Raw genomic sequence first — 22,573 nt, 5'->3', positions numbered from 1 at the left:
CCAGTGCGGCCTTTTTTTTGCCCCCAGAAGCCGGTTGCCGGCGGCAACGCGAGGAGGGGAGACGGCTCGGGTCGGCCGGGCAGGCCCTGTGATGATCCCGGGCTTGACATTCCAACGATGGGAAGCTTTAGGCTTTGCTTCAACTCCACACACCAAGGGACAGGTCCATGACTTCCGTCGCGGCCCCACCTGGCGAACAGACGCCGACCTCTTCGCTTTCCCGCCTGAGCCTTCCGGTCGAGGGCATGACCTGCGCCTCCTGCGTCGGCCGTGTCGAGCGCGCGTTGAAAGCCGTCCCGGGCGTCCACTTGGCCACGGTCAACCTTGCCACCGAGCGCGCCGACATCACCTTCGCCGGCGCGGCGGATCCGCAGGCCGTGGTCCGCGCCATCGCCGACGCCGGCTACACGGTCCGCGAGGAGACCGTCGAACTGGCGATCGAGGACATGACCTGCGCCTCCTGTGTCGGTCGGGTCGAGAAGGCACTGGCCGCGGTCCCGGGCGTGCTCGAAGCCAGCGTCAACCTGGCGACCGAGCGCGCCCGTGTGCGCCATGTGGCCGGGGCCGTGTCGATGGCCGATCTTGCGGCGGCCGTCGAGCAGGCGGGCTATACGTCCCGTCGCCTGTCCGTCGACACCACCGATGCGGGTGACCAGGACAACGAGCGTCGCGAACGCGAGGCACGCGCGCTGCGACGCGCACTGCTCGTCGCCGCCACGCTGACCCTGCCGGTCTTCATCCTCGAAATGGGCTCGCACCTGGTGCCGGCCATGCACCACTGGGTGATGGGCGTGCTGGGGCAGCAGACAAGCTGGTACCTGCAGTTCGCACTCGCGACCCTGGTCCTGTTCGGACCGGGCCTGCGCTTCTTCCAGAAAGGCATCCCGGCGCTGTTGCGGCTGGCGCCCGACATGAACTCGCTGGTCGCGGTCGGCACGTCGGCCGCCTACGGCTATTCGGTCGTCGCCACCTTCGTCCCTGGCGCGCTGCCGCCGGGTACGGCCAACGTCTATTTCGAAGCCGCTGTGGTCATCGTGACGCTGATCCTGCTGGGGCGCACGCTGGAGGCGCGCGCCAAGGGAAAAACCTCGCAGGCGATCAAACGACTGGTCGGGCTGCGGGCCAGGACGGCGCGCGTCGAGCGCAACGGCAGCGTGGTCGAGATCGCGCTCGACCAGGTGACGACGGGCGACATCGTGCAGGTGCGGCCGGGCGAGAAGATCGCTGTCGACGGCGAGGTCGTCGACGGCGCGTCCTATGTGGACGAGAGCATGATCAGCGGCGAGCCGGTGCCCGTCTCGAAAGGCGTGGGTGCCGAGGTCATCGGTGGCACGATCAACAAGACCGGCGCTTTCAGTTTCCGCGTGACCAGGATCGGCGCCAATACGGTGCTCGCGCAGATCATCCGCCTGGTCGAGGAGGCGCAGGGCTCCAAGTTGCCGATCCAGGCGCTGGTCGACAAGGTGACCATGTGGTTCGTGCCGGCGGTGATGGTGGCGGCCGCGCTGACCTTCCTTGTCTGGCTGGTCTTCGGTCCGGATCCAGCGCTGACCTTTGCGCTGGTCAATGCGGTCGCGGTGCTGATCATCGCCTGCCCCTGCGCGATGGGGCTGGCGACGCCGACGTCGATCATGGTCGGAACGGGACGCGCGGCCGAGCTGGGCGTGCTGTTCCGCAAGGGTGAGGCCCTGCAGGCGCTGCGCGATGTCAGCGTGGTCGCGCTGGACAAGACCGGCACGTTGACCAAGGGGCGTCCGGAGCTGACCGACCTGGTGCCCGCCAGGGACTTTGCGCACGACGAGGTGCTGGCGCTGGTCGCGGCAGTCGAGACCCGCTCCGAACACCCGATCGCGGAAGCGATCGTCGCGGCGGCGCAGCAACGTGGCATCCCCCTGCCTGGGGTCGAACGCTTCGACGCGACCCCCGGCTTCGGCGTCTCGGCCACGGTGGCCGGACGGACCGTCGCGGTGGGCGCGGATCGCTTCATGACCCGGCTGGGCCTGGACGTGACGGAATTCGCGCAGGATGCCCAGCGGCTCGGCGCGCAAGGCAAGAGCCCGCTGTATGCCGCGATCGACGGTCGCCTGGCTGCCGTGATCGCCGTCGCCGATCCGATCAAGGACACCACGCCCGAGGCGATCCGCGCGCTGCATGCGCTGGGACTGAAGGTCGCGATGATCACCGGCGACAATGCGGCGACGGCCGCGGCGATCGCCCGCCAGCTCGGCATCGACGAGGTCGCTGCCGAAGTGTTGCCCGATGGCAAGGTCGCGGCGCTGAAGGCGTTCCGCAGCCAGGGGGCCAGGGTCGCCTTCGTGGGCGACGGCATCAACGACGCGCCGGCGCTCGCCGAGGCCGATGTCGGGCTTGCGATCGGGACCGGTACCGACGTGGCGATCGAGGCGGCCGACGTGGTGCTGATGTCCGGCGACCTGCGTGGCGTACCCAATGCGATCGCGTTGAGCCAGGCGACGATCCGCAATATCAAGCAGAACCTGTTCTGGGCCTTTGCGTACAACGCGGTGCTGATCCCGGTCGCCGCCGGTGCCCTGTATCCGTTCAACGGCACCTTGCTGTCGCCGATCTTCGCTGCGGCCGCCATGGCGCTGTCCAGCGTCTTCGTGCTGGGGAATGCGTTGCGCCTGAAGCGGTTCCGTGGCCCCATGGCGGTCGAAGGTCGTCATGGGCCGCGTGTGGCGAACGATCACTGAGGCTGGCCGGCGTTCCCCGCCGTCCTTTCCCCGTCTGCATACAGCAAGAGTCTCCCATGCCCGACGTATCCCACCCGCGCGTCATCGTCTATTCGACGCCGACCTGTCCCGATTGCCAGATGCTGAAAGCCTGGCTCGACAGGGAAGGTATCGCGTTCGAACTGCGCGATCTGACCCGCCCCGACATCATGGCGGAAGCCAAGGCGCGCACCGGCGTCCGCATCGCGCCGATCACCCTGGTCGGCGACGAGGTCTTCTACGGAACGTTCGTTTCGCAGAAGCCGGGCCTGGTGCGCGCGCTGGGCCTGCCGGCGCCATCGGGAGCAGCGGTTTGAGCAGCGGTCTGAGAACCAACCGGGCGCGTCGCAGGGTGGCGACCGCTGCCAGGGTCCCGGCAGCGACGCTCGCCGACGATCGCGTGTCGCGCACGGTCGGCGCGCGCCTGGGCCACAATCGCATGGATTTCTTTGGAGGCAGGAACGATGAACATTGGTGAAGCGGCCAGGTTCTCCGGCGTCTCGGCGAAGATGATTCGCTACTACGAACAGATTGGGCTGATCCCGAAGGCCTTGCGTTCCGATGCGGGTTACCGCAACTACACGCCGCAGGATGCGCACAGCCTGCGGTTCATCCGCCGCGCACGCGACCTCGGGTTTTCGGTCGAGCAGATCTCGGAATTGCTGGTGCTGTGGCAGGATCGCGAGCGCGCCAGCGCCGACGTCAAGGCCGTGGCGCTGTCCCACGTGGCGGAGCTGAAGGCGAAAGTCGCCGAGCTGCAGGCGATGGCGCAGACGCTCGAGCACCTGGCCGCGCATTGCCACGGCAACGACCGGCCGGATTGCCCGATCATCGCGGATCTGGCCGAATCGAAAGTCGACCCCGCGCCAACGACGAAGGGCGCGCGCCGTGCGCCCTTGTTCGGCGTCGATACGCCGGTTTCATCACGCCGTCGCGGGAACAGGCCGACGCACGCCTGAGCGGCGCGCATGCGGCGGCGCGTGCACGCATCGAGCCTGCTGACCGGCATTGGAGTCGCGCAGGCATGCCGCCGACGGGCGTGCAGAAAAACGTCGCTGGCGCTTGACCTTGCCACGGTGGCAACCCGGATACTGATCTGACTCCCCGAATCAACAGGACATCAGGATGTATCGATTCAATGTTCCCAACATGACCTGCGGCGGCTGCGCCCGATCCGTCACCAAGGCGCTGCAGGGGGTCGATCCCCATGCCCGTATCGAAACCGACCCGCCCAACCGTGACGTCCGGGTCGACAGTGCCGTCGAACAGTCAGCCTTCCTCGCCGCATTGCGCGAGGCGGGGTATCCGCACCAGGCTTGATGCACAGGCGAATGCGTTGAAGCCTGCCCTGACGCAGGCAGCGTGGCTGCCGATCTGCGGATGGCGCCGGGGCGGCATGGCCGGACCTTTCGATCGTGTCGCCGACCCGAAGCGATGTCCGGACACCTGCCGCGAAGGCGGGAGGCGCGGCCCGGCGTTCAAGCGAGTTTGCGTGACGGCCGCCCGGCAGCGGCCGCGCAGCGCGCAGGTCAGGGTGTCAGCTGGACGTTGAAGGCATCGGCATAGCCGGTCGCGCTGATCACCTTCTGCAGCGGATCCACGATGCGCAGGCCGCCGGCGATCAGCTGGCGGCTGCCGGTCGAGATGTGCAGCGGTCCGGTCGGGGCACCCTTGAAGTCGCAGACGCGGCCGCCGGCCTCACGGACCATCAGCGCACCGGCGGCGATGTCCCAGGGCTGCACGCCGGCCTCGAAATAGGCGTCCATGCGTCCCGCGGCGACGTAGGCCAGGTCGAGTGCGGCCGAACCCGTCCGGCGGACGTCCTCGGCCTCGCGCAGCAGCACATTGATGCATTCCAGCTGGGCCGGGGCCCGCGAGCGCTCGCGCGGCGGGAAGCCGGTGGCCAGCATCGCGCCGCCCAGGTCCTTGCGGTCGGACACGCGCACGCGACGCTCGTTCAGCTGGGTGCCGGCGCCACGGGTGGCGGTGAACAGCTCGTTGCGCAGTGGGTCGAAGATCACGCCATGCAGCGGCTCGGCGCCCTCGCACAGGGCGATCGACACGCACCAGTGCGGGAACCCGCGCAGGTAGTTGCTGGTGCCGTCCAGGGGATCGATGACCCAGGTGTAGCGGCTCGGGCCACGGCTGCTCTTCTGCGCGCCGCCTTCCTCGCCCAGGATCGCGTATTCCGGGTGCGCCCGGCGCAGTTCCTTGATGATCGCTTCTTCGGCCAGACCATCGACTTCGCTGGCGTAGTCCATGCGGTCCTTCTCGACGACGTTCAGCGCATCCAGGCGGTGCATGTGCCGCAGCAGGATGTTGCCACCGGCGCGCGCCGCCTTGACCATGATATTGACAGCAGGTTGAAGCATCGCGGAGGTCTCCGGGCGCGGGGAAGGATCGACGGTTGAAAGAACGGTCCGACGCAGGGGTCGGGCCGGTCAGTTTACCATTCACCGCATGGATCAGGATCTTTCACGTCTCAATCGCGTCCGTATCGTGCTGGTGGGTACCCAGCACCCGGGCAATATCGGCTCCGCCGCACGCGCCATCAAGACCATGGGGCTCGCGCGCCTGGTGCTGGTCGCGCCCGAGCGCTTTCCCGATCCCGATGCGGTGATGATGGCCGCCGGCGCCGACGACGTGCTGGCTGCGTCGGAGCGCTTCGAGACCCTAGCCGAAGCCGTCGGCGATTGCCGGTTGGTGATTGGCTGCACCGCGCGCAGCCGGCGGATCGCGCTGGACGAACTGTCGCCGCGGCTGGCCGCCGCGAAGGTGCTGGCCGTGGCTGGCGACGGCGCCGAGGTGGCGCTGGTGTTCGGCCGCGAGCGTACCGGCCTGAACAACGACGAATTGCAGCTGTGCCATGCCGCCGCGCATATCCCGGCCAATCCTGAATACAGCTCGTTGAACCTGGCGGCCGCCGTCCAGGTGCTGTCGTACGAGTTGCGGATCGCCGCGCTGGCCGGAGACGGGGCCGGGGAGGCGGGGACGGCACATACCTGCCGTGGCACGGGCTCTGCCGATGCCGGGCGCGACGGTGGAGAGGGGGAGGGTGACGCTCACATGGACCCGCGCGACACCCCCGCCACCCATGCGCAGCTGGAGGGATTCTTCGGCCAGTTGGACGAGACCCTGCACGCGATCGACTTCCACAAGGGGCGCGCGCCGGAGTCGGCGATGCGCAAGCTGCGGCGGATCTTCCTGCGCGGCGAACTGGACGTCCGCGAGGTGCGGTTGCTGCGGGGCGTGCTGGCGGATGCACAACGCATGGCCCGGCTTGCCGGCGACCGCGGGAAAAGCTGATGGCGTCTGCAGGATGCGTCGATGCGGCTGTCGTGGTTCGGTGATTTGGGCTAGTCTCGAATCCGTTTTGGGGACCTTGGGCTGGGATGTGTTGAGCGCGCTTTTCAACAGGTGGCGTCGGGAGTTGGCCTTGGCCGCGCTTCTGCTCGCCTGTATCGGCCCGTCGCCCGCGCAGGAGGGGCACCACGTGCTGGTGCTGGGGCGGATCAGCGACGATCCCCAGGCCCACTACGACCAGCTCAAGCCGCTGCTGGACTACGTGGTGCCGCGCATGGCCGACCTCGGCATCCGCGAGGGCCGCATCCTGATGGCCGGCGATGCCCAGCAGATGCAGAGCTACCTCAAGCGTGGGCGCGTGGACTGGGTCACCGAGACCTCCGGCAACGGCATGCTGCTGAAGGAGCGCGCACGCGCCGAGCCGCTGCTGATCACCGAGCGCGATGGCGTCAGCCGCTACCACACGATCTATTTCACCCGTCGCGACAGCGGCATCCGCAGCATCGAAGACCTGCGCGGACGCAGCATCGCGTTCCAGAACCGCGCGTCGACCAGCGCCTATTTCATCCCGGCGATCGAACTGCTCTCGGCCGGGCTGTCGATGGAAGTGCTGCTGTCGCCGATGGACCGTTCGTCGTCGACCGGCGTGGGCTACCTGTTCGCGCGGTCCGAGTTGAACCTGTCGTCGTGGGTGCACAAGCGGCTGGTCGATGCCGGCGTCATGAGCAACCTGGACTGGGACAACGTCCAGCGCGTGCCGCTGTCGTTCCGTCGCGACTTCGTGGTCTTCCGCGAAACCGCGCCGTATCCGCGCGCGCTGGAAGTGGTGCGCGGCGACATGGATGCCCGCGTCAAGCAGCGCCTGCGCGAACTGCTGCTGGCCGCGCACGAGGATCCGGCCGCGCGCGATGCGCTGGCGAGTTTCTTCCGCACCACGCGCTTCATCGATATCGACGACCAGGCGCGACGCGAGCTGGATCACATGGGCAAGGGCGTGGCGCGCGTCGTGGCGGAAGTGGAATGAACCTGCGTACCGGCCTGCGTGGCAAGTTCGTACTGCTGACCGCGCTGGCATCGGTGGTTATCGTCGCGGTGCTGGCGCTGATGTTCATGCGCCAGGACCAGACCCAGCGCGAGGTGTTGAACCTGACGAGGACATCGGTGCACAAGATGGCCGTCAACCGGCTGGTGCTGCGCGGCGAGGCATCGACGCTGCAACTGGCCGACGCGCTGGTCAATCCGCTGTACTACTTCGACCTCGATGCGATCGGCGCGCTGATCCGCAACGCGTCCAAGCTGCCCGATGTCAGCTACGTGCTGGTCTACGACAACGAAGGCCGGATCATCCACGACGGCAGCCGCGACATCGCCGCCTATGGCCAGCCGATGGCCGATCCGTTCGCCTTCGAGCTGGTCGCGTCCAATGAACTGCACATGCAGTCCGACGACAAGCTGTTCGATGCGTCGGCGCCGATCCGGATCGGCGACCAGCGCCTGGGCGGCGTGCGCATCGGCTACTCGCTGGCCTCGGTCAAGTCCGACGAGGGCAGCGTGGTCAGCCAGATGGGCGAGAGCATGCGCGAGATCTCGCAGCGCCACCTGCTGTCGATCGGGCTGTTGCTGGCCGCGCTGGGCGCGCTGACGCTGGTGGTCAGCTACGTGCTGCAGCGTGCGCTGGTACGGCCGATCCGCCTGCTGGCCGATTCCGCGCGCCAGATCGAGTCCGGCAACCTCGACGTGCGCTTCGATCCGACCGCGCGCAAAGACGAGATCGGCGACCTGATGCGCGCGTTCGCGCACATGGTCGACAGCATCGTGCGCCATGACCGCGATATCCGGCGCATGGCCTACACCGATGCGCTGACCGGCCTGTCGAACCGGCTGTCGTTCCGCGAGACGCTGGACCAGCGGCTGGTGCAGAGCAGCGGCACCGGCCGCCAGCTGGCGCTGCTGTTCGCGGACATCGACGACTTCAAGCGCGTCAACGACACCCTCGGCCACGATGCCGGCGACGAAGTGCTGATGCAGTTCTCCAGCCGCATCCGCGAGACGGTCGACCGCTTCGGCGGCGAGAACTCCGTGCTGGCGCGGTTCGGCGGCGACGAATTCGTGATCCTGGTCGAGTACCCGGGCGATCCCGTCGTCGATGTCCGGGTCGCGTCGAGCAACCTGGCCGAAGCCCTGATCGCCGAACTCAGCCATCCGATCCAGGTGCACGGGCGCCAGGTGTTCCTCGGCATCTCGATCGGCGTCACGCTGTTCCCGGAGGATGCGTCCACCGCCGGCATGATGATGAAGAACGGCGACATCGCGATGTACCAGGCCAAGGTCGCGGGCAAGAACTGCCATCGCTTCTACAGCCGGGCGATGGACCAGGCGGTCGAGCGCCGCGTGCGCATGGAACAGGACCTGCGCGGCGCCTGGGAGCGCGGCGAGCTCAGCCTGGTCTACCAGCCGGTCTTCCACATGAACGACGGCAAGCTCGCCGGTGCCGAGGCGCTGCTGCGCTGGAAGCATCCGCAGAACGGCCCGGTCGCGCCGTCGGTGTTCATCGACGTCGCCGAGCAGAGTGGCCTGATCGAGGTGATCGGCCCGCAGGTGCTGCGCGCGGCCTGCATCGACGCGCGCCGCTGGCAGCGCGATTTTCCGATGGCGGCCGACCTGTTCGTGTCGGTCAACGTCTCGCCGAGGCAACTGCGTGCGGGCGACCTGTCGGTGCAGGTCGACGACATCCTGCGCGAGACCGGGCTGGCACCGCGCCATCTGCACGTCGAGCTGACCGAGACCGCGGTGATCGGCGACGAACTGCGCGTCAGCAGCCTGCTGGCGCGTCTGCGCAATGCCGGCGTCAAGGTCTGGCTCGACGATTTCGGCACCGGCTTCTCGGGCCTGAGCCACCTGCGGCGCGTGCCGATGGATGGCGTCAAGATCGATCGCAGCTTCATCGCCGACCTGATGCGCGACCCCGACGATCTCGCGCTGACGACCGCGATCATCGCGATGGCGCATTCGCTGGGCATCACGGTGGTCGCCGAAGGCATCGAGAAGGAAGGCCAGTACGTGATCCTGCGCGAGCGCGGTTGCGATCTCGCCCAGGGCTACTGGTTGGGGCATCCGATGACCGCGCAGGAGTTCTCGCGCCTGCTGATGTGACGCGAGCGCGCTCCGCTGTGGTGCGCGCGTGGTCGTGGTCGTTCGCGACGTGCTTGTGGCCGCCGCAGGCACGGCCTCTCGCGTCGTGCGTGTGGCGCGGCAGCTAGCCCAGCAGACGACCGATCCAGTGGCTGGCGGCTGCGGCGAGACTGCCGCTGAGCACCCCGAACACGGTGATCGCGATGATGCCGCCGGCCCAGGAGGCCAGTTGCAGCGCGCCGTCGCGTTCGAGCAGGGCCAGTGCGTACGCCAGCAGCAGGCAGCCGAACAGGTAGTTGGTGAACGGAATCGGCAGCGCCAGCAGCACGCCCAGCAGCACCAGTTGCAGGCCGGTGAACATCGACGCTAGGCGGTGGTCGAGCACGCCGGTCAGGCGCGGACGCACGACGCGTTCCAACCGTGCGAGCCACGGAGACAGCCTGCGGTCGAACATCTGCATCGAGGCGCGTCGCGGACCGCGCTCGGCGATGAAGCGCGGCAGCCAGGGCTTACGCATGCCGACCAGCAGTTGCACGCCGACCAGCACCACCAGCGGTCCGCCGATCGCGCCACCGACGCCCGGGATCGGGATGAACGCGGGCAGGGTGGCGACGAACAGCAGCATGCCGAACATCTGCCGGCCAAGCCCGGCGAGCAGGTCGCCCAGTTTCAGGGTGTCGTTGGGATCGCCGAGCGCGAGGGCGTCGAGCAGGGCGCGCGTCCCTGCTTCGCGACGACGCCCGGGGCCTTCGGCCTGCGGCGACGGCGCGTCAGGAGAAGTCATCGGCGGCCGCTTCTGGAACGCGTTGCAGCAGCAGCTTGTCGACGCGGGGGCCGTCGAGATCGAGGACTTCGATCCGCCAGCCATGCCAGTCGAAATGTTCGGCGACGTTGGGGATGCGGCCGAAGTGCGCGATCGTCATGCCGGCTGCGGTGTGGTAGTCGTGCTCGTCTTCGCCGGGCAGCGCGCCGCCGCCCAGCACTTCGCGCAGGTTGTCGATCGTCAGGCTGCCGTCGATCAGCATCGAACCGTCGTCTCGGATCACGATCAGCGGCGTCGCATCGGCGCCGTCGCCGCTCTGGGTGCGGCCGATGACGGCCTCCATGACGTCGTTGACGGTCACCAGGCCGGTGATCTCGCCGTATTCGTCGACGACCAGCGCCAGCGACTGCTGCTCTTCGCGCAGGATCTCCAGCAGCTTCAGCGCCGGCGTGGACTCCGAGACGAACAGCGCTTCGCGGACATCGCGGAACAGTTCCGGCGAGCGCTGGTCGAGGCGGTCGAGCAGCGACTTGACCTCGAGCACGCCGATGACGTCGGCATCGCTAGCGCGATAGACCGGATAGCGCGAGAACGGCGTCTGGCGCATTACGCCGAGGTTGTCGTCCAGGGTTTCGGCGGTATCGAGCCAGGCGATCCGCGTGCGCGGGGTCATCAGGCTGGCGGTGCTGCGGTCGCCCAGGCGCAAGACCCGGTTCATCATGTTGCGTTCGTCGTCGTCGATGACGCCCTGCTCGTGGCTTTCGCTGACGAGCATGCGGATCTCTTCTTCGGTGACCTGCGCGGCCTCGGTGTTGTTGAGGCGCAGCAGCTTGAGCATCGCCCGCACCGAGACGCTGAGCAGCCAGACCGCCGGCGTCGCGATCTTGGACAGGTAGTGCATCGGCAGCGCGACGGTCGCGGCGACCCGCTCGGGCGCCAGCAGCGCCAGCCGCTTGGGCAGCAGTTCGCCCATGACGATGGTCAGGAAGGTGATCAGGCTGACCGCCAGCACCAGGCCGACGGTATTGGCGTAGCGGCCCAGCGCGGGCACGGTCTCCGACAGCCAGGCGCCGATCGCCGCGCCGATGGCGTCGCCACCGAACATGCCGGTCAGGATGCCGATCAGGGTGATGCCGACCTGGACCGTGGACAGGAAGCGCTCGGGGTGCTCGGCCAGCTCCAGCGCCTTGCGGGCGCCGGCACTGGAGGCCGCGCGCTGCTTGAGGCGCGGCTTGCGCGAGGTCACGACCGACATTTCCGACAGCGCGAAGAACGCGTTGCAGGCGATCAGGACGAGGACGATCAGGAACTCCAGCATCAGCGTGGGGTCCTGGTCAGGAAGGGGGCAGGGCGGGGATCGGCAGGTCCGGCAGAGCGGTGGCTGGATCGCGGCGGCGGTCTAGAGTCGTCGTCCATGTGGGGTCGGCAGCGCTTGGGCGCGGAGGCGATCATAGCAGGCGGCAGGCGCCGGCTGGCTAGCAGGGCCTTCACGCCGGGCCTTCCCGGACCCCGGTCTGGCGGCCAGGTCGCCGGCACGATGGCGTGAATTGTCATCGAGCGGTCATAATTCCCTTCTTGGATCCGCCGTTCCGGCGCGAGAGGCTCTCCCATGTTCTCCTTGCAAACCATCTTCGGCCAGGGCAACCAGTTCTATACGCTGCTCGAGGACGCCGCCACGGCGGCCCACGACAGCGCCAAGGCCCTGCACGGCATGCTCAAGGATGCCGACCGCCAACCGGCGCTGGACGCCTTCAAGCTGGCCCGCCTGCGCGAGCGCGAGACCTCCAACAAGATCAGTCAGGCCCTGGTCGACAGCTTCATCACCCCGATCGAGCGCGAGGACATCGAGGCGCTGGGCTCGGCGCTGTACAAGATCCCCAAGCAGATCGAGAAGTTCGCCGACCGCTATTCGCTGGCGACCCAGCACCTGGAGCACATCGACTTCGCGCCGCGCGCGGCGATGCTGGAACAGGCCTCGTCGGTGGTCGTGCAGATGGTCAAGCAACTGCGGCACATGAAGCTGGAGCCGATGAAGGCGCTCAACGACCAGCTGCGCTCGCTGGAGAACGAGGCCGACCGGCTGATGCTGGAACTGTACCGGGACATCTACTCGGGCAAGCTCGATCCGCTGCAGATGTTCCTGCTCAAGGAGTTCTTCGAAATCCTCGAAAAGGCCATCGACCGCTGTCGCGAGGCCGGTGTCGTGGCGTATGAAATCGTGCTGAAGAACTCCTAGGGGCCGGGATCGATGCTCACCCTGGTCCTGATCGTCGTCGCCACGGCGTTGGTGTTCGAGTACATCAACGGGTTCCACGATACCGCCAATTCGATCGCCACCGTGGTCGCCACCAAGGTGCTGACGCCGATGCAGGCGGTCGGCATGGCGGCCAGCATGAACCTGGTCGGTGCGCTGATGGGCACGGCCGTGGCCAAGACGATTTCGTCGGGCCTGATCGACGCCGGCGTCATCGACGTGGGCTCGCAGCTGATCCTGTGCGCGTTGCTGGGCGGCATCATCTGGAACTTGATCACCTGGTGGCTCGGGCTGCCGTCGTCGTCGTCGCATGCCTTGATCGGCGGCCTGGTCGGCGCCGCGCTGGCCGCGGCGATGAACAACCTCGACGTGATCATCTGGTCGGAGCCGACCGAGCCGCTTTACAAGAGCGCCGGCATCCTGTGGAAAGTCATCGTGCCCATGGTCAGTTCGCCGGTATTGGGGTTCGCCGCAGGCTTCCTGATGATGGGCGTGCTGTTCTTCGTGATCTCGATGATGGCGCGCAGCGGCGGCTGGCCGGCGCGCCTGGCGCGCCCGCGCTGGGTCAACAGCTTCTTCGGCAAGGCGCAGATCGTCAGCGCCGCCGGCATGGGGTTCGCGCACGGCATGAACGACGCGCAGAAGACCATGGGCATCGTCGCGTTGACGCTGGCCAGCGCGCAGAGCGTCGGCACCCTCGACAACCTGCCGGGCTGGCTGGCGTTCCTGCATCCGTCCGACGCGGCGCTGGCGCAGGGCGACATCGACCTGTGGATCAAGATCACATGCGCACTGGTGATGGCCGCCGGTACCGCGGCCGGTGGCTGGCGGATCATCAAGACCCTGGGCCACAAGCTGGTCAAGCTGCATCCGATCCATGGTTTCGCGGCCGAGACCAGTGCGGCTTCGGTGATCCTGGCGGCGTCGTCGCTGGGCATCCCGGTGTCGACAACGCACAACATCTCGTCGGCGATCATGGGCGTGGGTACCGCCAAGCGCCTGAACGCGATCAAGTGGAGCGTGGTCCACAAGATGATCTGGGCGTGGATCCTGACCATCCCGATGTCGGGCGCGATCGCCTACGGACTGTTCCGCTGGTTCGTCAATATGGGCTGGGCGTAAGCCTCAAACCAGCGAAGCCGGAGCGTCGCAGACCCGGTTTCGCCTTGAGCCGGATTGTTTGCCGGGCTTGGCCTTACAGCAGGTCGCCTTCCGCCGACAGCGCACGCTCCAGGCGATCGCCCATGCCGCCGATCTCCAGGATCAGGCGACCGAGTTCGGCGGCCGACAGGCCGTCGTAGGGGCGGTTCTCGCACAGCTGCAGGTACGGCACGCCATCGAGTTCGCCGAGCGCGAGATAACCCACGCGGGTGTCCCAGTTGAACGCCAGGGCGCGGCGCGCGTCGATGCCGGTGATCGGGGCGATGACGGTGCTGACGCGCAGGAAATGACGGGCGTCGTCGTCGTGCAGTTCGGACAGGAAGATCGCCTGGTGGCGGCGGCCGCCATCGAGCGAGAGTTCGATGCAGATCACGTAAGGTTCCTGCATCGAGATGCGGAAGTCGCTGGCGACGAGGTGACTGCGGATCTGTTCGAAATTCTGCATGGTTCAGGGTCCGTCGTAATGCATCCGGAAGGGTATCCTATTCGCCGATGAGCGACCTGTCTGCCCAGAAGCGGATCCTTGCGGCGATCCGTGCGATCCCGAAAGGTGCCGTGGCGGGGTATGGCGACGTCGCGCGGCGTGCGGGTCTGTCCGGGCGCGCGCGCATGGTGGCGCGGCTGCTGAGCCAGAACGAGGACGCCAGCCTGCCCTGGCATCGCGTGCTGCGCAGCGACGGCCGCATTGCATTTGCGCAGGGCAGCCCGCAGTTCCTGGAGCAGGCCGCCCGGCTGGCGCGCGAAGGTGTCAAGGTTGAGAACGGCCGGGTCAGGATCTCGCGTGGCGACGACAGCCTCGATGCGATGCTGTGGGGGCCTGCGGACGGCATGCGTTAGAACCTGTCACGATCTTGCTGCGCTTGCCATCTGGCGCGCGTGCGGTGCTCGAAATGCTCATGTACCTGCACGTACACTGCGCTTTCTGCGCTCCACCACGCGCCACCTGGCTGCGCTCGCGACAGATCTTGAACAGGTTCTTAGCCGGTCGCGGGCGCTTCCTGCGTGTTGATGGAGGCATGCGTCATGCCATTCCGGCGATTGCAGGCCCCGTGGCCTGCCGGCGGGCAGCCGGGACGCATGTGGTCCGGTCGCGCGGGTGGTGCATGCCGTTGCAAGGCGGCGATGCGCCGTTGGCGTGATGAGGGATGGCGACCGCCGGCGTGGCGGCGCCAAAAAAGGAACGCAAGTCAGGAGTCTGGATGTTCACCAATCTGCCACCGGTCACCAAGGCCTTGTTGATCATCAACGCGATCGTCTACGCGTTGCAGTTGCTGCTGGGGCCCGCGCTGGACCTGTTCATGCTGTGGCCGATCCTGCCTTCGGGCGTCGAGGTGCCGGGCGCGACGCCGTTCATGCCGTGGCAGTTGCTGACCTACGGTTTCATGCACGACACCGGCGGCCCGGCGCACCTGCTGTTCAACATGCTGGCGCTGGTGATGTTCGGCGCGCAGCTCGAGCACGTCTGGGGCAATCGCCGCTTCCTGACGTACTTCCTGGTCTGCGTGGTCGGTGCCGGCCTGTGCCAGCTGGCGGTGGTGTCGATGTCGCTGCAGCAGGGCGGTGGCCTGTATCCCACGGTCGGCGCATCGGGCGGCGTGTTCGGCCTGCTGCTGGCGTATGGCCTGTTGTTCCCGAACCAGCGCGTGATGCTGCTGATCCCGCCGATCCCGATGAAGGCGCGTACGCTGGTGATCGTCTACGGCCTGATCGAGCTGACGATGGGCATCACCGGCACGCAGTCGGGCGTTGCACATTTCGCGCACCTGGGCGGCATGCTGTTCGGCTGGTTGCTGATCCGCTACTGGCGCGGGCAACCGCCGTTCGGCCGCAAGCGCGGCCGTGGCTTCCAGAGTGGTCGACGCATGTAGGCACGCCGGGCATGCGCAGCGGACCCAAAAAAAGGGCGCCAATGGCGCCCCTTTCGTTTGCCGCGATCGCGTCAGCGCCAGATCGAGATCTGGTCTTCGGCCTTGCGGACCATGCCGGTGCCGAGCTTGCACTTGAAGACTTCGGCGAAGGCCGGCTGGTTGGCCAGCGGGCCGTTGGTACGCCACTGGCCCGGTGCGTGGACGCTGGTCGTGGCGTTGAAGGCGGCGGTTTCCGGTGAGGTCTGTTCGCGCCACAGCAGCGCCCAACCCTTGAAGAAGGCCTCGCGCTCGGCGGGGCTCAGCGTGGGCTGCACGGTGTTCAGCGCGTCCCAGGCCAGTTCCACGGCGGCCAGGTCGGCGGTGTTCTCGTCCTTGGTCAGGAAGCCGTTAACGTTGGTGCCGGTCGCGGCCGGGTAGGGATAGGCGTTGTACTGGGTGGCGACCTTGACCGAGACGTTTTCCCACGCGGCCAGGTCTGCCGGCGTCCACCAGTTGCGGACATCGCCCTTGGCGTCGACCAACTGGCCGCGATTGTCGATCGCGCGGCTGAGTTCGTGGCCGATCAGCGCGCCGAAGCTGCCATAGGTGCTGGCGGTGTCGTAGCCGGCGTCCAGGCCGGGCGGTTGCAGCACGCCGGCCGAAACGATCAGGCGGTTGTGGGCGACGTCATAGGCCAGTACCGGCTGCTGCGGCAGCACGTCCCAGCGACGGCTGGCGTTGCCACGGCCGATGCGGCGCATCTCTTCGCGGAAATGCCAGGTCGAGGCGATCAGCATGTTGCTGCCGAAGCTCGCGCGGCCCATCGGCTGCACGGTGTAGTCGAGGTCGTCGCGCGGCGCGCCGACTTCGATCTTCAGTGCCGCCAGTTTGGCGCGCGCCTCGGCCTTGGTGGGCTCGCTCATCCACGGGCTGCGGTCGACGCCGCGCGCGAGCGCGTCACGCACGCTCTCGGCCACGCTGGTCGCCCGCGTGCGGGTCGCTTCGGGCAGGTGCTTGGCGACGTACTCGCGCGCCATCATCGGGCCGGCCGCGCGGTTGATCGCGTCCAGCACCAGTTGCTTGCGCGGCTGCGGCTGGGTCTCGCCGCGCAGCACGCGGCCCTGGAACGCGAATTCGGCGTCGCGGAAGTCCTTCGACAGGTACGGCGCCATCGCGTTGCCGACCTGGAAGCGCAGGTAGGCCTTCCACTGGTCGGCCTTCAGCGAGCCGACCCAGCCATCGAGCTGGGTGAACAATTGGGTGTTGGCCAGCGAGACATTGGGGTCGGTGACGCCCTGGGCCTTCAGGAAGTCCTGCAGGCGCAGGTTCTTGTACTGCTTGGCGAAGCCGTCGGTGGGGACCAGCGCGTAGTTGGTGCGCGGGTCGCGCATCGACAGGATCGGCCGCGACAGTCCGGCGATGCGGGTTTCCAGGTCGATGACCTGCTGCGCTTCCGCGGCCAGGCGCGCTTCCGGCGTGCCGGTCAGCTGCAGGATGCGCTTGACGTAGTCGGTGTAGCGGCCCAGCAGGGCCCGGGTGTCTTCATCGGTGCGCGTGTAGTAGGCCGGGTCGGGCAGGCCGAGACCGCCTTCGCTGAAGTAGCCGATGTGGCGATCCAGGTTGGCAAGGTCGAGGTCGGCGCTGAAGTTGAAGGCGACCGGGATGCCGACCTGATGCAGCGCGGCGATCGTCGGCGCGATGTCCTTGGCGCGACGGATCGCGTTGATGCGCGACAGCAGCGTGGCGATCGGTTGCGCGCCATCGGCTTCGACCGCGGCCTCGTCGAGCCCGCTGGCCCAGAAGTCGCCGAGCAGCTTCTGGATGTCGTTCTGCGGCGCCTGCATCGCGGCGTCCAGCAGGTCCTGCTGCTGTTGCAGCGTGCGCTGCTGCAGTTCGGCCAGCACCGACATCGACGGGCTGCCCGAGGCGGAGGGATGGGCGGTCAGCCAGTCCTTGTTGACGAAGCCGTAGAAGTCCGTGCATGCGGTCGGCCCCGGCGGGGGCTTGGGGGCGGCCCGGCGACGCTGGGCGTCGGCATCGAGCGGCATCAGGGCCAGCGTCAGGCTGGCGGCAAGCAGGGCGATGGCAAGCGGTCGGTTGGACGGCATGGACGGCATGTGGAGTCCCGGGAAAGTAATCGCCGGATTCTAGCAAGCCCGGCGCGACGAACTTTGAATGCCGTCCCTGAATGCCGTCGCTGTCCGGGACGTGCAGTGGCGAACCGTCCGTAGTCGCGATCCGCATTTGCGGCCCGCAGACGGCAGAAAGCCCGGCAGTGCCGGGCCTTCTGTGGTGGCAGGCGGGGACGAGGACTCCCTGCCTGCGGCGTCCGATGCCGCGATGCGGCGCGGAGGCCTTGGAACCTGTTCACGATCTGTCGCGAGCGCAGCCAGGTGGCGCGTGGCGTGCGTCCCAAGGGGAAGAGCGCGCAGAAAGCGCAGTGTACGTGGAGGTACATGAGCAACCGAGCACCGCACGCGTGCCAGATGGCAAGCGCAGCAAGATCGTGAACTGGTTCCTACCAGATCACGACCTTCTGGGCGTCGCCACGCACCATCGGGTCGCCGGCCTTGCACGAGAACGCGGCGGCGAACGCGGGCAGGTTCGACGGCGCGCCGATCGCGCGGAATTCGGCGAGCGCATGCTCGTCGGTGACCAGGCGCTTGGTCAGCTCTTCCGGCGTGAAGTTGCGGCGCCACACCGTGGCCCAGCTCAGGAAGAAGCGCTGGTCGCGGGTCAGCTGGTCGGTCATCGGGTCGGGCGTGTCGCCGACCGCCTTCTTCATTGCGTCATAGGCCGTGGCCAGGCCGCCAAGATCGGCGATGTTCTCGCCCAGCGTATGGTTGCCGCTGAGCTTGCGGCCGTCGGCGGTCTTGTAGCCGTCGAACTGTGCCACCAGCTTGCCGGTGCGCGACTGGAAGCCGCTCATGTCGGCATCGGTCCACCAGTTCTCCATGTTCCCGGTTGGTCCGAAGCGGCTGCCCTGGTCGTCGTAACCGTGGGTCATTTCATGGCCGATCACTGCACCGATGCCGCCGTAATTCATCTCGTCGGTGGCATTGGGGTCGAAGAACGGCGGCTGCAGGATTGCCGCGGGGAACGTCAGCTGGTTGGCCAGCGGGTTGTACGAGGCATTGACGGTCTGCGGGTGCATGCCCCATTCGCTCTTGTCGACCGGCTTGCCGATCTTGCCCAGGTCCCACTTGTAGTTGAACTCGGTCGCGGCCATGACGTTGCCGATGTAGCTGTCGCGGTTGGTCGCAAGGCCGGTCCAGTCACGCCACTTGTCGGGATAGCCGACGCGCGGCTCGAAGGTGTTCCACTTGTCCAGCGCCTTCTTCTTGGTGTCGGCGCTCATCCACTCCAGGTTCTCGATGCGCACCTTCAGCGCGTCGCTGAGGTTCTTGATCAGGGCTTCCATCTTCGCCTTGGATTCGGCCGGGAACGCGACCTGCACGTACAGCTGGCCCATGGCCTGGCCGACCTGGCCGTCGACGGTGCCGAGCACACGCTTCCAGCGCGGTTCGATGTCCTTCTGGCCGCTGAGGGTCTTGTTGTAGAAATCGAAGTTCTGCTGCGCGAACGCATCCGACAGGTAGGGCGATGCGCCGTCGACGACATGGAAGCGCAGGTAGCTCTTCCACTGTTCGACCGGCACGTCGACCAGCATCCTGTCGACTTCCTGGTGGAACGCGGGCACCGACAGCGAGAACGTCTTGGGTACCGCGACGCCCTGCGATTCGAAGAACCGCGTCCACGGGAAGTTCGGCGTCAGCTTGTCGGCATCGGCGGTGCTGATCGGGTTGTAGTACAGCTCGACGTTGCGCGAGAACTCCTCGCGCGATTTCGACGCCTTGGCGATGCGGGTTTCGAACTTCAGTACATCGGCGGCCTGCGTCTTGGCCTGGTCCGCGGGCGTGCCCGACAGTTCGAGCACCTTGGCGATGTGGGTGACATAGGCGTCGCGGATGCCGGCCTTGTCGGCCGCCGTGTAGTACGTGGTGTCGGGCAGGCCGAGGCCGCCCTGGCCGGTCGCGGCGATGTTGACCGAGGAATCCTTGAAGTCCGGCATCGCGCCGATCCCCCACAGGAAGCCCTGGCCCTTGGCGGCGGTGCTGCGCAGCCAGTCGGCGATCGACGTGGTGTCGGTCAGTCCGTCGATGGCGGCCAGTTCGGCCTTCAGCGGTTCGATGCCCTGGGCATTGATCTTCGCCTCGTCCATGCCGGTGGCCCAGAAATCGCCGACCAGCTTCTCGACGCCGTCGGCATTGGCGTCGTCCGCGGCCTGCTGCGCGAGCTGGTGCTGCACGGCGGTGGAACGCTCGTCGAGCATTTCGAAGGCACCCCACGACGTGCGGTCGCCCGGGATCGCGTTCGCCGCCAGCCACTTGCCGTTGACGTAGCCGCCGAAGTCGCTGCAGGCGTTCTTGCTGGTGTCGAGGTCGCCGATCTGGAACTGGTTGTAGGGCGGCAGCTTGCTTTCATCGAGCGTCATCGCCTTGGCGTCGGCCGCAGGCGTCGAGGCGGTGGTTGCAGCCGCGGGGGGCGTGGCATCGCGCTGGCAGGCGGCCAGCGCGAGCGAGACGGACAGGGACAGCAACACGATCTTGGGGACCTGGGCGCGCACGGAATCACTCCATCGAAAAGGGGAGCCGGCGACACGGTCGCCCGGCGGTGTGGCGGCACTCTACGCCTCCGTCCGTGCAGCTGAGGGTGTCGAAGGTCATGTGAAGACGTGAGGGCGGCCTTCACAAAGCTGTCGTTGCCATGATCGGGATGGTGCGACGACAGCAACGGCACAGCGCCTGCGCCGCAGGTCAGCGGCGCGAGCTCTGCCGGGACGCGGGTTCAGGCCGCCGGGTCGGCAGACGGCTCGGCGTCGCCCTGTTCGTTGAGCCGCTTGCTTTCGCGCTTGGGCAAGGTCAGCGGCGTGGGCTTGGGCACCAGCGGCTGGGTGTTCTTGATGATCAGGGGAATGCCCGCACGCGTGTCGTTGCTGGCCAATTCCAGTTCGAAGCGCTCGGCGTCGAGGCGGCGGACCTGCTCGGCGATCTCGGCGGCATCGGCTTCGTCGACGTCGATCGCGCGCAGCGCGGCTTCGCCGAACGCGACCGCCGATTCGAAGGTTTCGCGGATCTGGAAATCGACGCCGGCATTGACCAGGCTCAGCGAGTGCTCGCGGTCGTAGGAGCGCACCAGCAGCTTGGCCTGCGCGAAATGCTGGGTGGCCAGTTCGACGATCAGGCTCGCGGCCTTGCGGTCGTCGATGCAGACCGCGATCGCACGCGCACGGTGCGCGCCGGAGGCATGCAGCACGTCCAGCCGGCTGCCATCGCCGTAGTAGACCTTGAAGCCGAATTCGGCCGCGCTCTGGATCATCTCGATGTCGGTATCGATGATCGTCACGTCGACATCGCGCGCCAGCAGCGACTGGCTCATGACCTGGCCGAAGCGTCCGAAGCCGATGATCAGCACGCTGCCGGTCTGGCCGTCGGCTTCCTCGACGCCATCGAGCGACTGCGCCTGCTTGGGCATCAGGCGTCGCGTCGCCAGTACCACCAGCGGTGTCAGTACCATCGACAGCACCACGATGGCGGTCAGGTTGTCGTTGACCTGGGCGTCGATGATGCCGGCGGTCTCGGCCGCGGCATACAGCACGAAGGCGAACTCGCCGCCCTGCGCCATCAGCGTCGCGCGGTCCAGCGCATCGCCGTGGCTGCTGCGCATCAGGCGCGCGATGATGTAGATGCACGCGCCCTTGGCCAGCATCATCGCCGGCACCGCCAACGCGATCAGCACCCAGTTCGCCGAGACCACGGCCAGGTCCAGCGACATGCCGACGGCGACGAAGAACAGGCCCAGCAGGATGCCGCGGAACGGCTCGATGTCGGCTTCGATCTGGTGGCGGAACGTCGATTCCGACAGCAGTACGCCGGCAAGGAATGCGCCCATGGCCATCGACAGTCCGCCCATCTCCATCAGCACGGCCGCGCCCAGCACGACCAGCAGTGCGGCGGCGGTCATGACTTCCCGCGCCTTTGCCGCGGCCAGCACGCGGAACAGGGGATTGAGCAGGTACAGGCCGGCGACGATCAGGCCGACCAGTGACGCCAGCGCGATGCCGACGCTGACCAGGCGCGAGGGGGCATCGGGATCGGCGGCCTGCGGCGACATCAGCGCGACCAGGGCCAGAAGGGGCACGATCAGCAGGTCTTCAAACAGCAGGATCGAGACCATGCGCTGGCCGCGCGGCAAGGCGATGTCGCCGCGTTCACCGAGCAGTTGCATGACGATCGCGGTGGAGGTCAGTACGAAGCCCGCGCCGCCGATGAAGGCCACCGGCAACGGGAAGCCGAACAGCAGGCCGACCCCGGTCAGCGCCAGCGAGGCCAGTCCGATCTGCAGCGCGCCGAGGCCGAAGATCTGCTTGCGCAGGCTCCACAGGTGCGAGGGCCGCATTTCCAGGCCGACCACGAACAGGAACATCACCACGCCGAGCTCGGCGAAATGCAGGATCGCCTCGGGTTGGGAGAACCAGCCGAAACCGAACGGGCCGATCGCAAGGCCTGCAGCCAGGTAGCCCAGCACCGAGCCGAGGCCGAGCCGGCGGAACAGCGGTACGGCGACGATCGCGGCGCCGAGCAGGGCGACGGCTTTGATCAGGGTGGTCGGATCGGATTCTGCGGCCATGGGGACGGTTCAACTGGGAAAGGGGGAAACCCGCATCGAGCGGGCGTTCGATCCGGAAGGTCTTGCGATGGAGGCCGCGCCTGCCCGTGTCATCGTGCCGACCGTGCCCGCCGCATACCGCAGGCAGGGAGGCGCCCCGACATGGTCACCGTGTGGCGGCGATCGAGCGGGCAGCATGGCAATGGAACAGGGCCGTGGCGCGCGCGGCGCCGTGCCCAGTATGCGGCAGGGTGGACCTCATGTGTCCCCACCGCACGACTGGATCGGAGTGGCCGGAGCGAAGCGACCGGGGCGGGCGACCGAGGCCGGGCGGGCGGAAGGTCCGTCAGCGCCGTTTGCCGGCGTTCGCGGTCAGCGACAGCAGCAGGAAGCCGCCGATGGCGTTGACGTTCTTCATGAAATGCAGCAACTGCGCGCTGCGCTCGCTGCCGACCAGCGACCAGAAGGGATGCGACATCAGGGCGTCGGCGAGCATCAGCAGGGCCGCTAGCAGGGCGGTCCAGCGCAACTGCCAGCCCGCGGCGATCAGCAGGCCGAGCACCAGCTCGAAGGCACTGAACGTCAGCGTAGCGCCGCTGGTCGGTATGCCCTGGGCGGCCCACAATCGCCAGGCGCCCATGACGACGAAAACGCTGGCAAGCAGCAGGCGAACCAGCAACAGGCCGGGCGTAGGGGTGTTCTGGCGGAATGACAT

The 22,573-nt window shown here is 67.5% G+C and carries 19 protein-coding genes; 11 read left to right on the top strand and 8 right to left on the bottom strand.

Features of this window, described 5'->3' with window-relative positions; genetic code table 11:
* The first annotated feature begins 167 nt into the window (after positions 1-167).
* The 4 genes from ACYX7E_RS06015 to ACYX7E_RS06000 all read left to right on the top strand — a co-directional run bounded on the left by ACYX7E_RS06015 (position 168) and on the right by ACYX7E_RS06000 (position 4,049).
* Positions 168-2,711, top strand: a complete 2,544-nt coding sequence (locus ACYX7E_RS06015; protein ID WP_462079667.1) for a heavy metal translocating P-type ATPase — start codon at positions 168-170, stop codon at positions 2,709-2,711.
* A 56-nt stretch (positions 2,712-2,767) separates the two neighbouring features.
* Positions 2,768-3,046, top strand: a complete 279-nt coding sequence (locus ACYX7E_RS06010; RefSeq protein WP_462079666.1) for a glutaredoxin family protein — start codon at positions 2,768-2,770, stop codon at positions 3,044-3,046.
* A 147-nt stretch (positions 3,047-3,193) separates the two neighbouring features.
* A complete protein-coding gene (cueR, locus tag ACYX7E_RS06005; protein WP_462079665.1) occupies positions 3,194-3,688 on the top strand; it encodes a Cu(I)-responsive transcriptional regulator in 495 nt (164 codons plus the stop codon).
* A 166-nt stretch (positions 3,689-3,854) separates the two neighbouring features.
* Complete coding sequence (locus tag ACYX7E_RS06000; RefSeq protein WP_462079664.1) at positions 3,855-4,049, top strand: heavy-metal-associated domain-containing protein; 195 nt, start codon at positions 3,855-3,857, stop codon at positions 4,047-4,049.
* A 209-nt stretch (positions 4,050-4,258) separates the two neighbouring features.
* On the opposite strand, the gene ACYX7E_RS05995 is transcribed toward ACYX7E_RS06000, so the two are convergent.
* A complete protein-coding gene (locus tag ACYX7E_RS05995; protein WP_462079663.1) occupies positions 4,259-5,101 on the bottom strand; it encodes an inositol monophosphatase family protein in 843 nt (280 codons plus the stop codon).
* Between the two features lie 88 nt (positions 5,102-5,189).
* On the opposite strand from ACYX7E_RS05995, the gene ACYX7E_RS05990 reads away from it, so the two are divergent.
* From ACYX7E_RS05990 to ACYX7E_RS05980, 3 genes are all read left to right on the top strand, one after another.
* A complete protein-coding gene (locus ACYX7E_RS05990) occupies positions 5,190-6,035 on the top strand; it encodes an RNA methyltransferase (RefSeq protein WP_462079662.1) in 846 nt (281 codons plus the stop codon).
* A 91-nt stretch (positions 6,036-6,126) separates the two neighbouring features.
* On the top strand, positions 6,127-7,056 hold the full coding sequence (locus ACYX7E_RS05985) for a phosphate/phosphite/phosphonate ABC transporter substrate-binding protein (protein ID WP_462079661.1): 930 nt from the start codon (positions 6,127-6,129) through the stop codon (positions 7,054-7,056).
* On the top strand, positions 7,053-9,185 hold the full coding sequence (locus ACYX7E_RS05980) for a putative bifunctional diguanylate cyclase/phosphodiesterase (protein WP_462079660.1): 2,133 nt from the start codon (positions 7,053-7,055) through the stop codon (positions 9,183-9,185). Before ACYX7E_RS05985 ends, ACYX7E_RS05980 begins: the two co-directional genes overlap by 4 nt.
* A 103-nt stretch (positions 9,186-9,288) precedes the next feature.
* On the opposite strand, the gene ACYX7E_RS05975 is transcribed toward ACYX7E_RS05980, so the two are convergent.
* Positions 9,289-9,948, bottom strand: a complete 660-nt coding sequence (locus ACYX7E_RS05975; protein ID WP_462079659.1) for an exopolysaccharide biosynthesis protein — start codon at positions 9,946-9,948, stop codon at positions 9,289-9,291.
* Entirely contained in the window at positions 9,935-11,245 is a 1,311-nt protein-coding gene (locus ACYX7E_RS05970; protein WP_462079658.1) for a hemolysin family protein, read from the bottom strand. Before ACYX7E_RS05970 ends, ACYX7E_RS05975 begins: the two co-directional genes overlap by 14 nt.
* A 291-nt stretch (positions 11,246-11,536) precedes the next feature.
* Between ACYX7E_RS05970 and ACYX7E_RS05965 the strand changes: the two genes are divergently transcribed.
* Together ACYX7E_RS05965 and ACYX7E_RS05960 are read left to right on the top strand one after the other, a co-directional pair.
* A complete protein-coding gene (locus ACYX7E_RS05965) occupies positions 11,537-12,163 on the top strand; it encodes a DUF47 domain-containing protein (protein ID WP_462079657.1) in 627 nt (208 codons plus the stop codon).
* A 12-nt stretch (positions 12,164-12,175) separates the two neighbouring features.
* Complete coding sequence (locus ACYX7E_RS05960; RefSeq protein WP_462079656.1) at positions 12,176-13,303, top strand: anion permease; 1,128 nt, start codon at positions 12,176-12,178, stop codon at positions 13,301-13,303.
* Positions 13,304-13,376: 73 nt separating this feature from the next.
* On the opposite strand, the gene ACYX7E_RS05955 is transcribed toward ACYX7E_RS05960, so the two are convergent.
* Entirely contained in the window at positions 13,377-13,787 is a 411-nt protein-coding gene (locus tag ACYX7E_RS05955) for a hypothetical protein (RefSeq protein ID WP_462079655.1), read from the bottom strand.
* Between the two features lie 47 nt (positions 13,788-13,834).
* Here ACYX7E_RS05955 and ACYX7E_RS05950 point away from each other — a divergent pair, with 47 nt between their 5' ends.
* Together ACYX7E_RS05950 and ACYX7E_RS05945 are read left to right on the top strand one after the other, a co-directional pair.
* Entirely contained in the window at positions 13,835-14,179 is a 345-nt protein-coding gene (locus ACYX7E_RS05950) for an MGMT family protein (protein WP_462079654.1), read from the top strand.
* A 362-nt stretch (positions 14,180-14,541) separates the two neighbouring features.
* The gene (locus ACYX7E_RS05945; protein WP_462079653.1) at positions 14,542-15,210 is read left to right on the top strand and encodes a rhomboid family intramembrane serine protease; all 669 of its coding nucleotides are present in this window, start codon (positions 14,542-14,544) and stop codon (positions 15,208-15,210) included.
* Positions 15,211-15,281: 71 nt separating this feature from the next.
* Here the strand turns inward: ACYX7E_RS05945 and ACYX7E_RS05940 are convergent, their stop codons facing one another.
* From ACYX7E_RS05940 to ACYX7E_RS05925, 4 genes are all read right to left on the bottom strand, one after another.
* Complete coding sequence (locus ACYX7E_RS05940; RefSeq protein WP_462079652.1) at positions 15,282-17,297, bottom strand: M13 family metallopeptidase; 2,016 nt, start codon at positions 17,295-17,297, stop codon at positions 15,282-15,284.
* Positions 17,298-17,707: 410 nt separating this feature from the next.
* On the bottom strand, positions 17,708-19,816 hold the full coding sequence (locus tag ACYX7E_RS05935) for a M13 family metallopeptidase (RefSeq protein ID WP_462079651.1): 2,109 nt from the start codon (positions 19,814-19,816) through the stop codon (positions 17,708-17,710).
* Positions 19,817-20,037: 221 nt separating this feature from the next.
* Complete coding sequence (locus ACYX7E_RS05930; protein ID WP_462079650.1) at positions 20,038-21,879, bottom strand: monovalent cation:proton antiporter-2 (CPA2) family protein; 1,842 nt, start codon at positions 21,877-21,879, stop codon at positions 20,038-20,040.
* Between the two features lie 325 nt (positions 21,880-22,204).
* Complete coding sequence (locus tag ACYX7E_RS05925; protein ID WP_462079649.1) at positions 22,205-22,573, bottom strand: hypothetical protein; 369 nt, start codon at positions 22,571-22,573, stop codon at positions 22,205-22,207.

The organism is Luteimonas sp. RIT-PG2_3, assembly GCF_054902115.1.
Note: the sequence above shows the minus strand (reverse complement) of the source record. Positions and strands in the feature narration are given on the sequence as shown.

What these genes read in the sequence shown, in the direction of transcription:
- ACYX7E_RS06015 (WP_462079667.1), top strand. Translation starts at nt 168, where the DNA reads ATGACTTCCGTCGCGGCCCCACCTGGCGAACAGACGCCGACCTCTTCG.
- ACYX7E_RS06010 (WP_462079666.1), top strand. Translation starts at nt 2,768, where the DNA reads ATGCCCGACGTATCCCACCCGCGCGTCATCGTCTATTCGACGCCGACC.
- cueR (WP_462079665.1), top strand. Translation starts at nt 3,194, where the DNA reads ATGAACATTGGTGAAGCGGCCAGGTTCTCCGGCGTCTCGGCGAAGATG.
- ACYX7E_RS06000 (WP_462079664.1), top strand. Translation starts at nt 3,855, where the DNA reads ATGTATCGATTCAATGTTCCCAACATGACCTGCGGCGGCTGCGCCCGA.
- ACYX7E_RS05995 (WP_462079663.1), bottom strand. Translation starts at nt 5,101, where the DNA reads ATGCTTCAACCTGCTGTCAATATCATGGTCAAGGCGGCGCGCGCCGGT.
- ACYX7E_RS05990 (WP_462079662.1), top strand. Translation starts at nt 5,190, where the DNA reads ATGGATCAGGATCTTTCACGTCTCAATCGCGTCCGTATCGTGCTGGTG.
- ACYX7E_RS05980 (WP_462079660.1), top strand. Translation starts at nt 7,053, where the DNA reads ATGAACCTGCGTACCGGCCTGCGTGGCAAGTTCGTACTGCTGACCGCG.
- ACYX7E_RS05975 (WP_462079659.1), bottom strand. Translation starts at nt 9,948, where the DNA reads ATGACTTCTCCTGACGCGCCGTCGCCGCAGGCCGAAGGCCCCGGGCGT.
- ACYX7E_RS05970 (WP_462079658.1), bottom strand. Translation starts at nt 11,245, where the DNA reads ATGCTGGAGTTCCTGATCGTCCTCGTCCTGATCGCCTGCAACGCGTTC.
- ACYX7E_RS05965 (WP_462079657.1), top strand. Translation starts at nt 11,537, where the DNA reads ATGTTCTCCTTGCAAACCATCTTCGGCCAGGGCAACCAGTTCTATACG.
- ACYX7E_RS05960 (WP_462079656.1), top strand. Translation starts at nt 12,176, where the DNA reads ATGCTCACCCTGGTCCTGATCGTCGTCGCCACGGCGTTGGTGTTCGAG.
- ACYX7E_RS05955 (WP_462079655.1), bottom strand. Translation starts at nt 13,787, where the DNA reads ATGCAGAATTTCGAACAGATCCGCAGTCACCTCGTCGCCAGCGACTTC.
- ACYX7E_RS05950 (WP_462079654.1), top strand. Translation starts at nt 13,835, where the DNA reads ATGAGCGACCTGTCTGCCCAGAAGCGGATCCTTGCGGCGATCCGTGCG.
- ACYX7E_RS05945 (WP_462079653.1), top strand. Translation starts at nt 14,542, where the DNA reads ATGTTCACCAATCTGCCACCGGTCACCAAGGCCTTGTTGATCATCAAC.
- ACYX7E_RS05940 (WP_462079652.1), bottom strand. Translation starts at nt 17,297, where the DNA reads ATGCCGTCCAACCGACCGCTTGCCATCGCCCTGCTTGCCGCCAGCCTG.
- ACYX7E_RS05930 (WP_462079650.1), bottom strand. Translation starts at nt 21,879, where the DNA reads ATGGCCGCAGAATCCGATCCGACCACCCTGATCAAAGCCGTCGCCCTG.
- ACYX7E_RS05925 (WP_462079649.1), bottom strand. Translation starts at nt 22,573, where the DNA reads ATGTCATTCCGCCAGAACACCCCTACGCCCGGCCTGTTGCTGGTTCGC.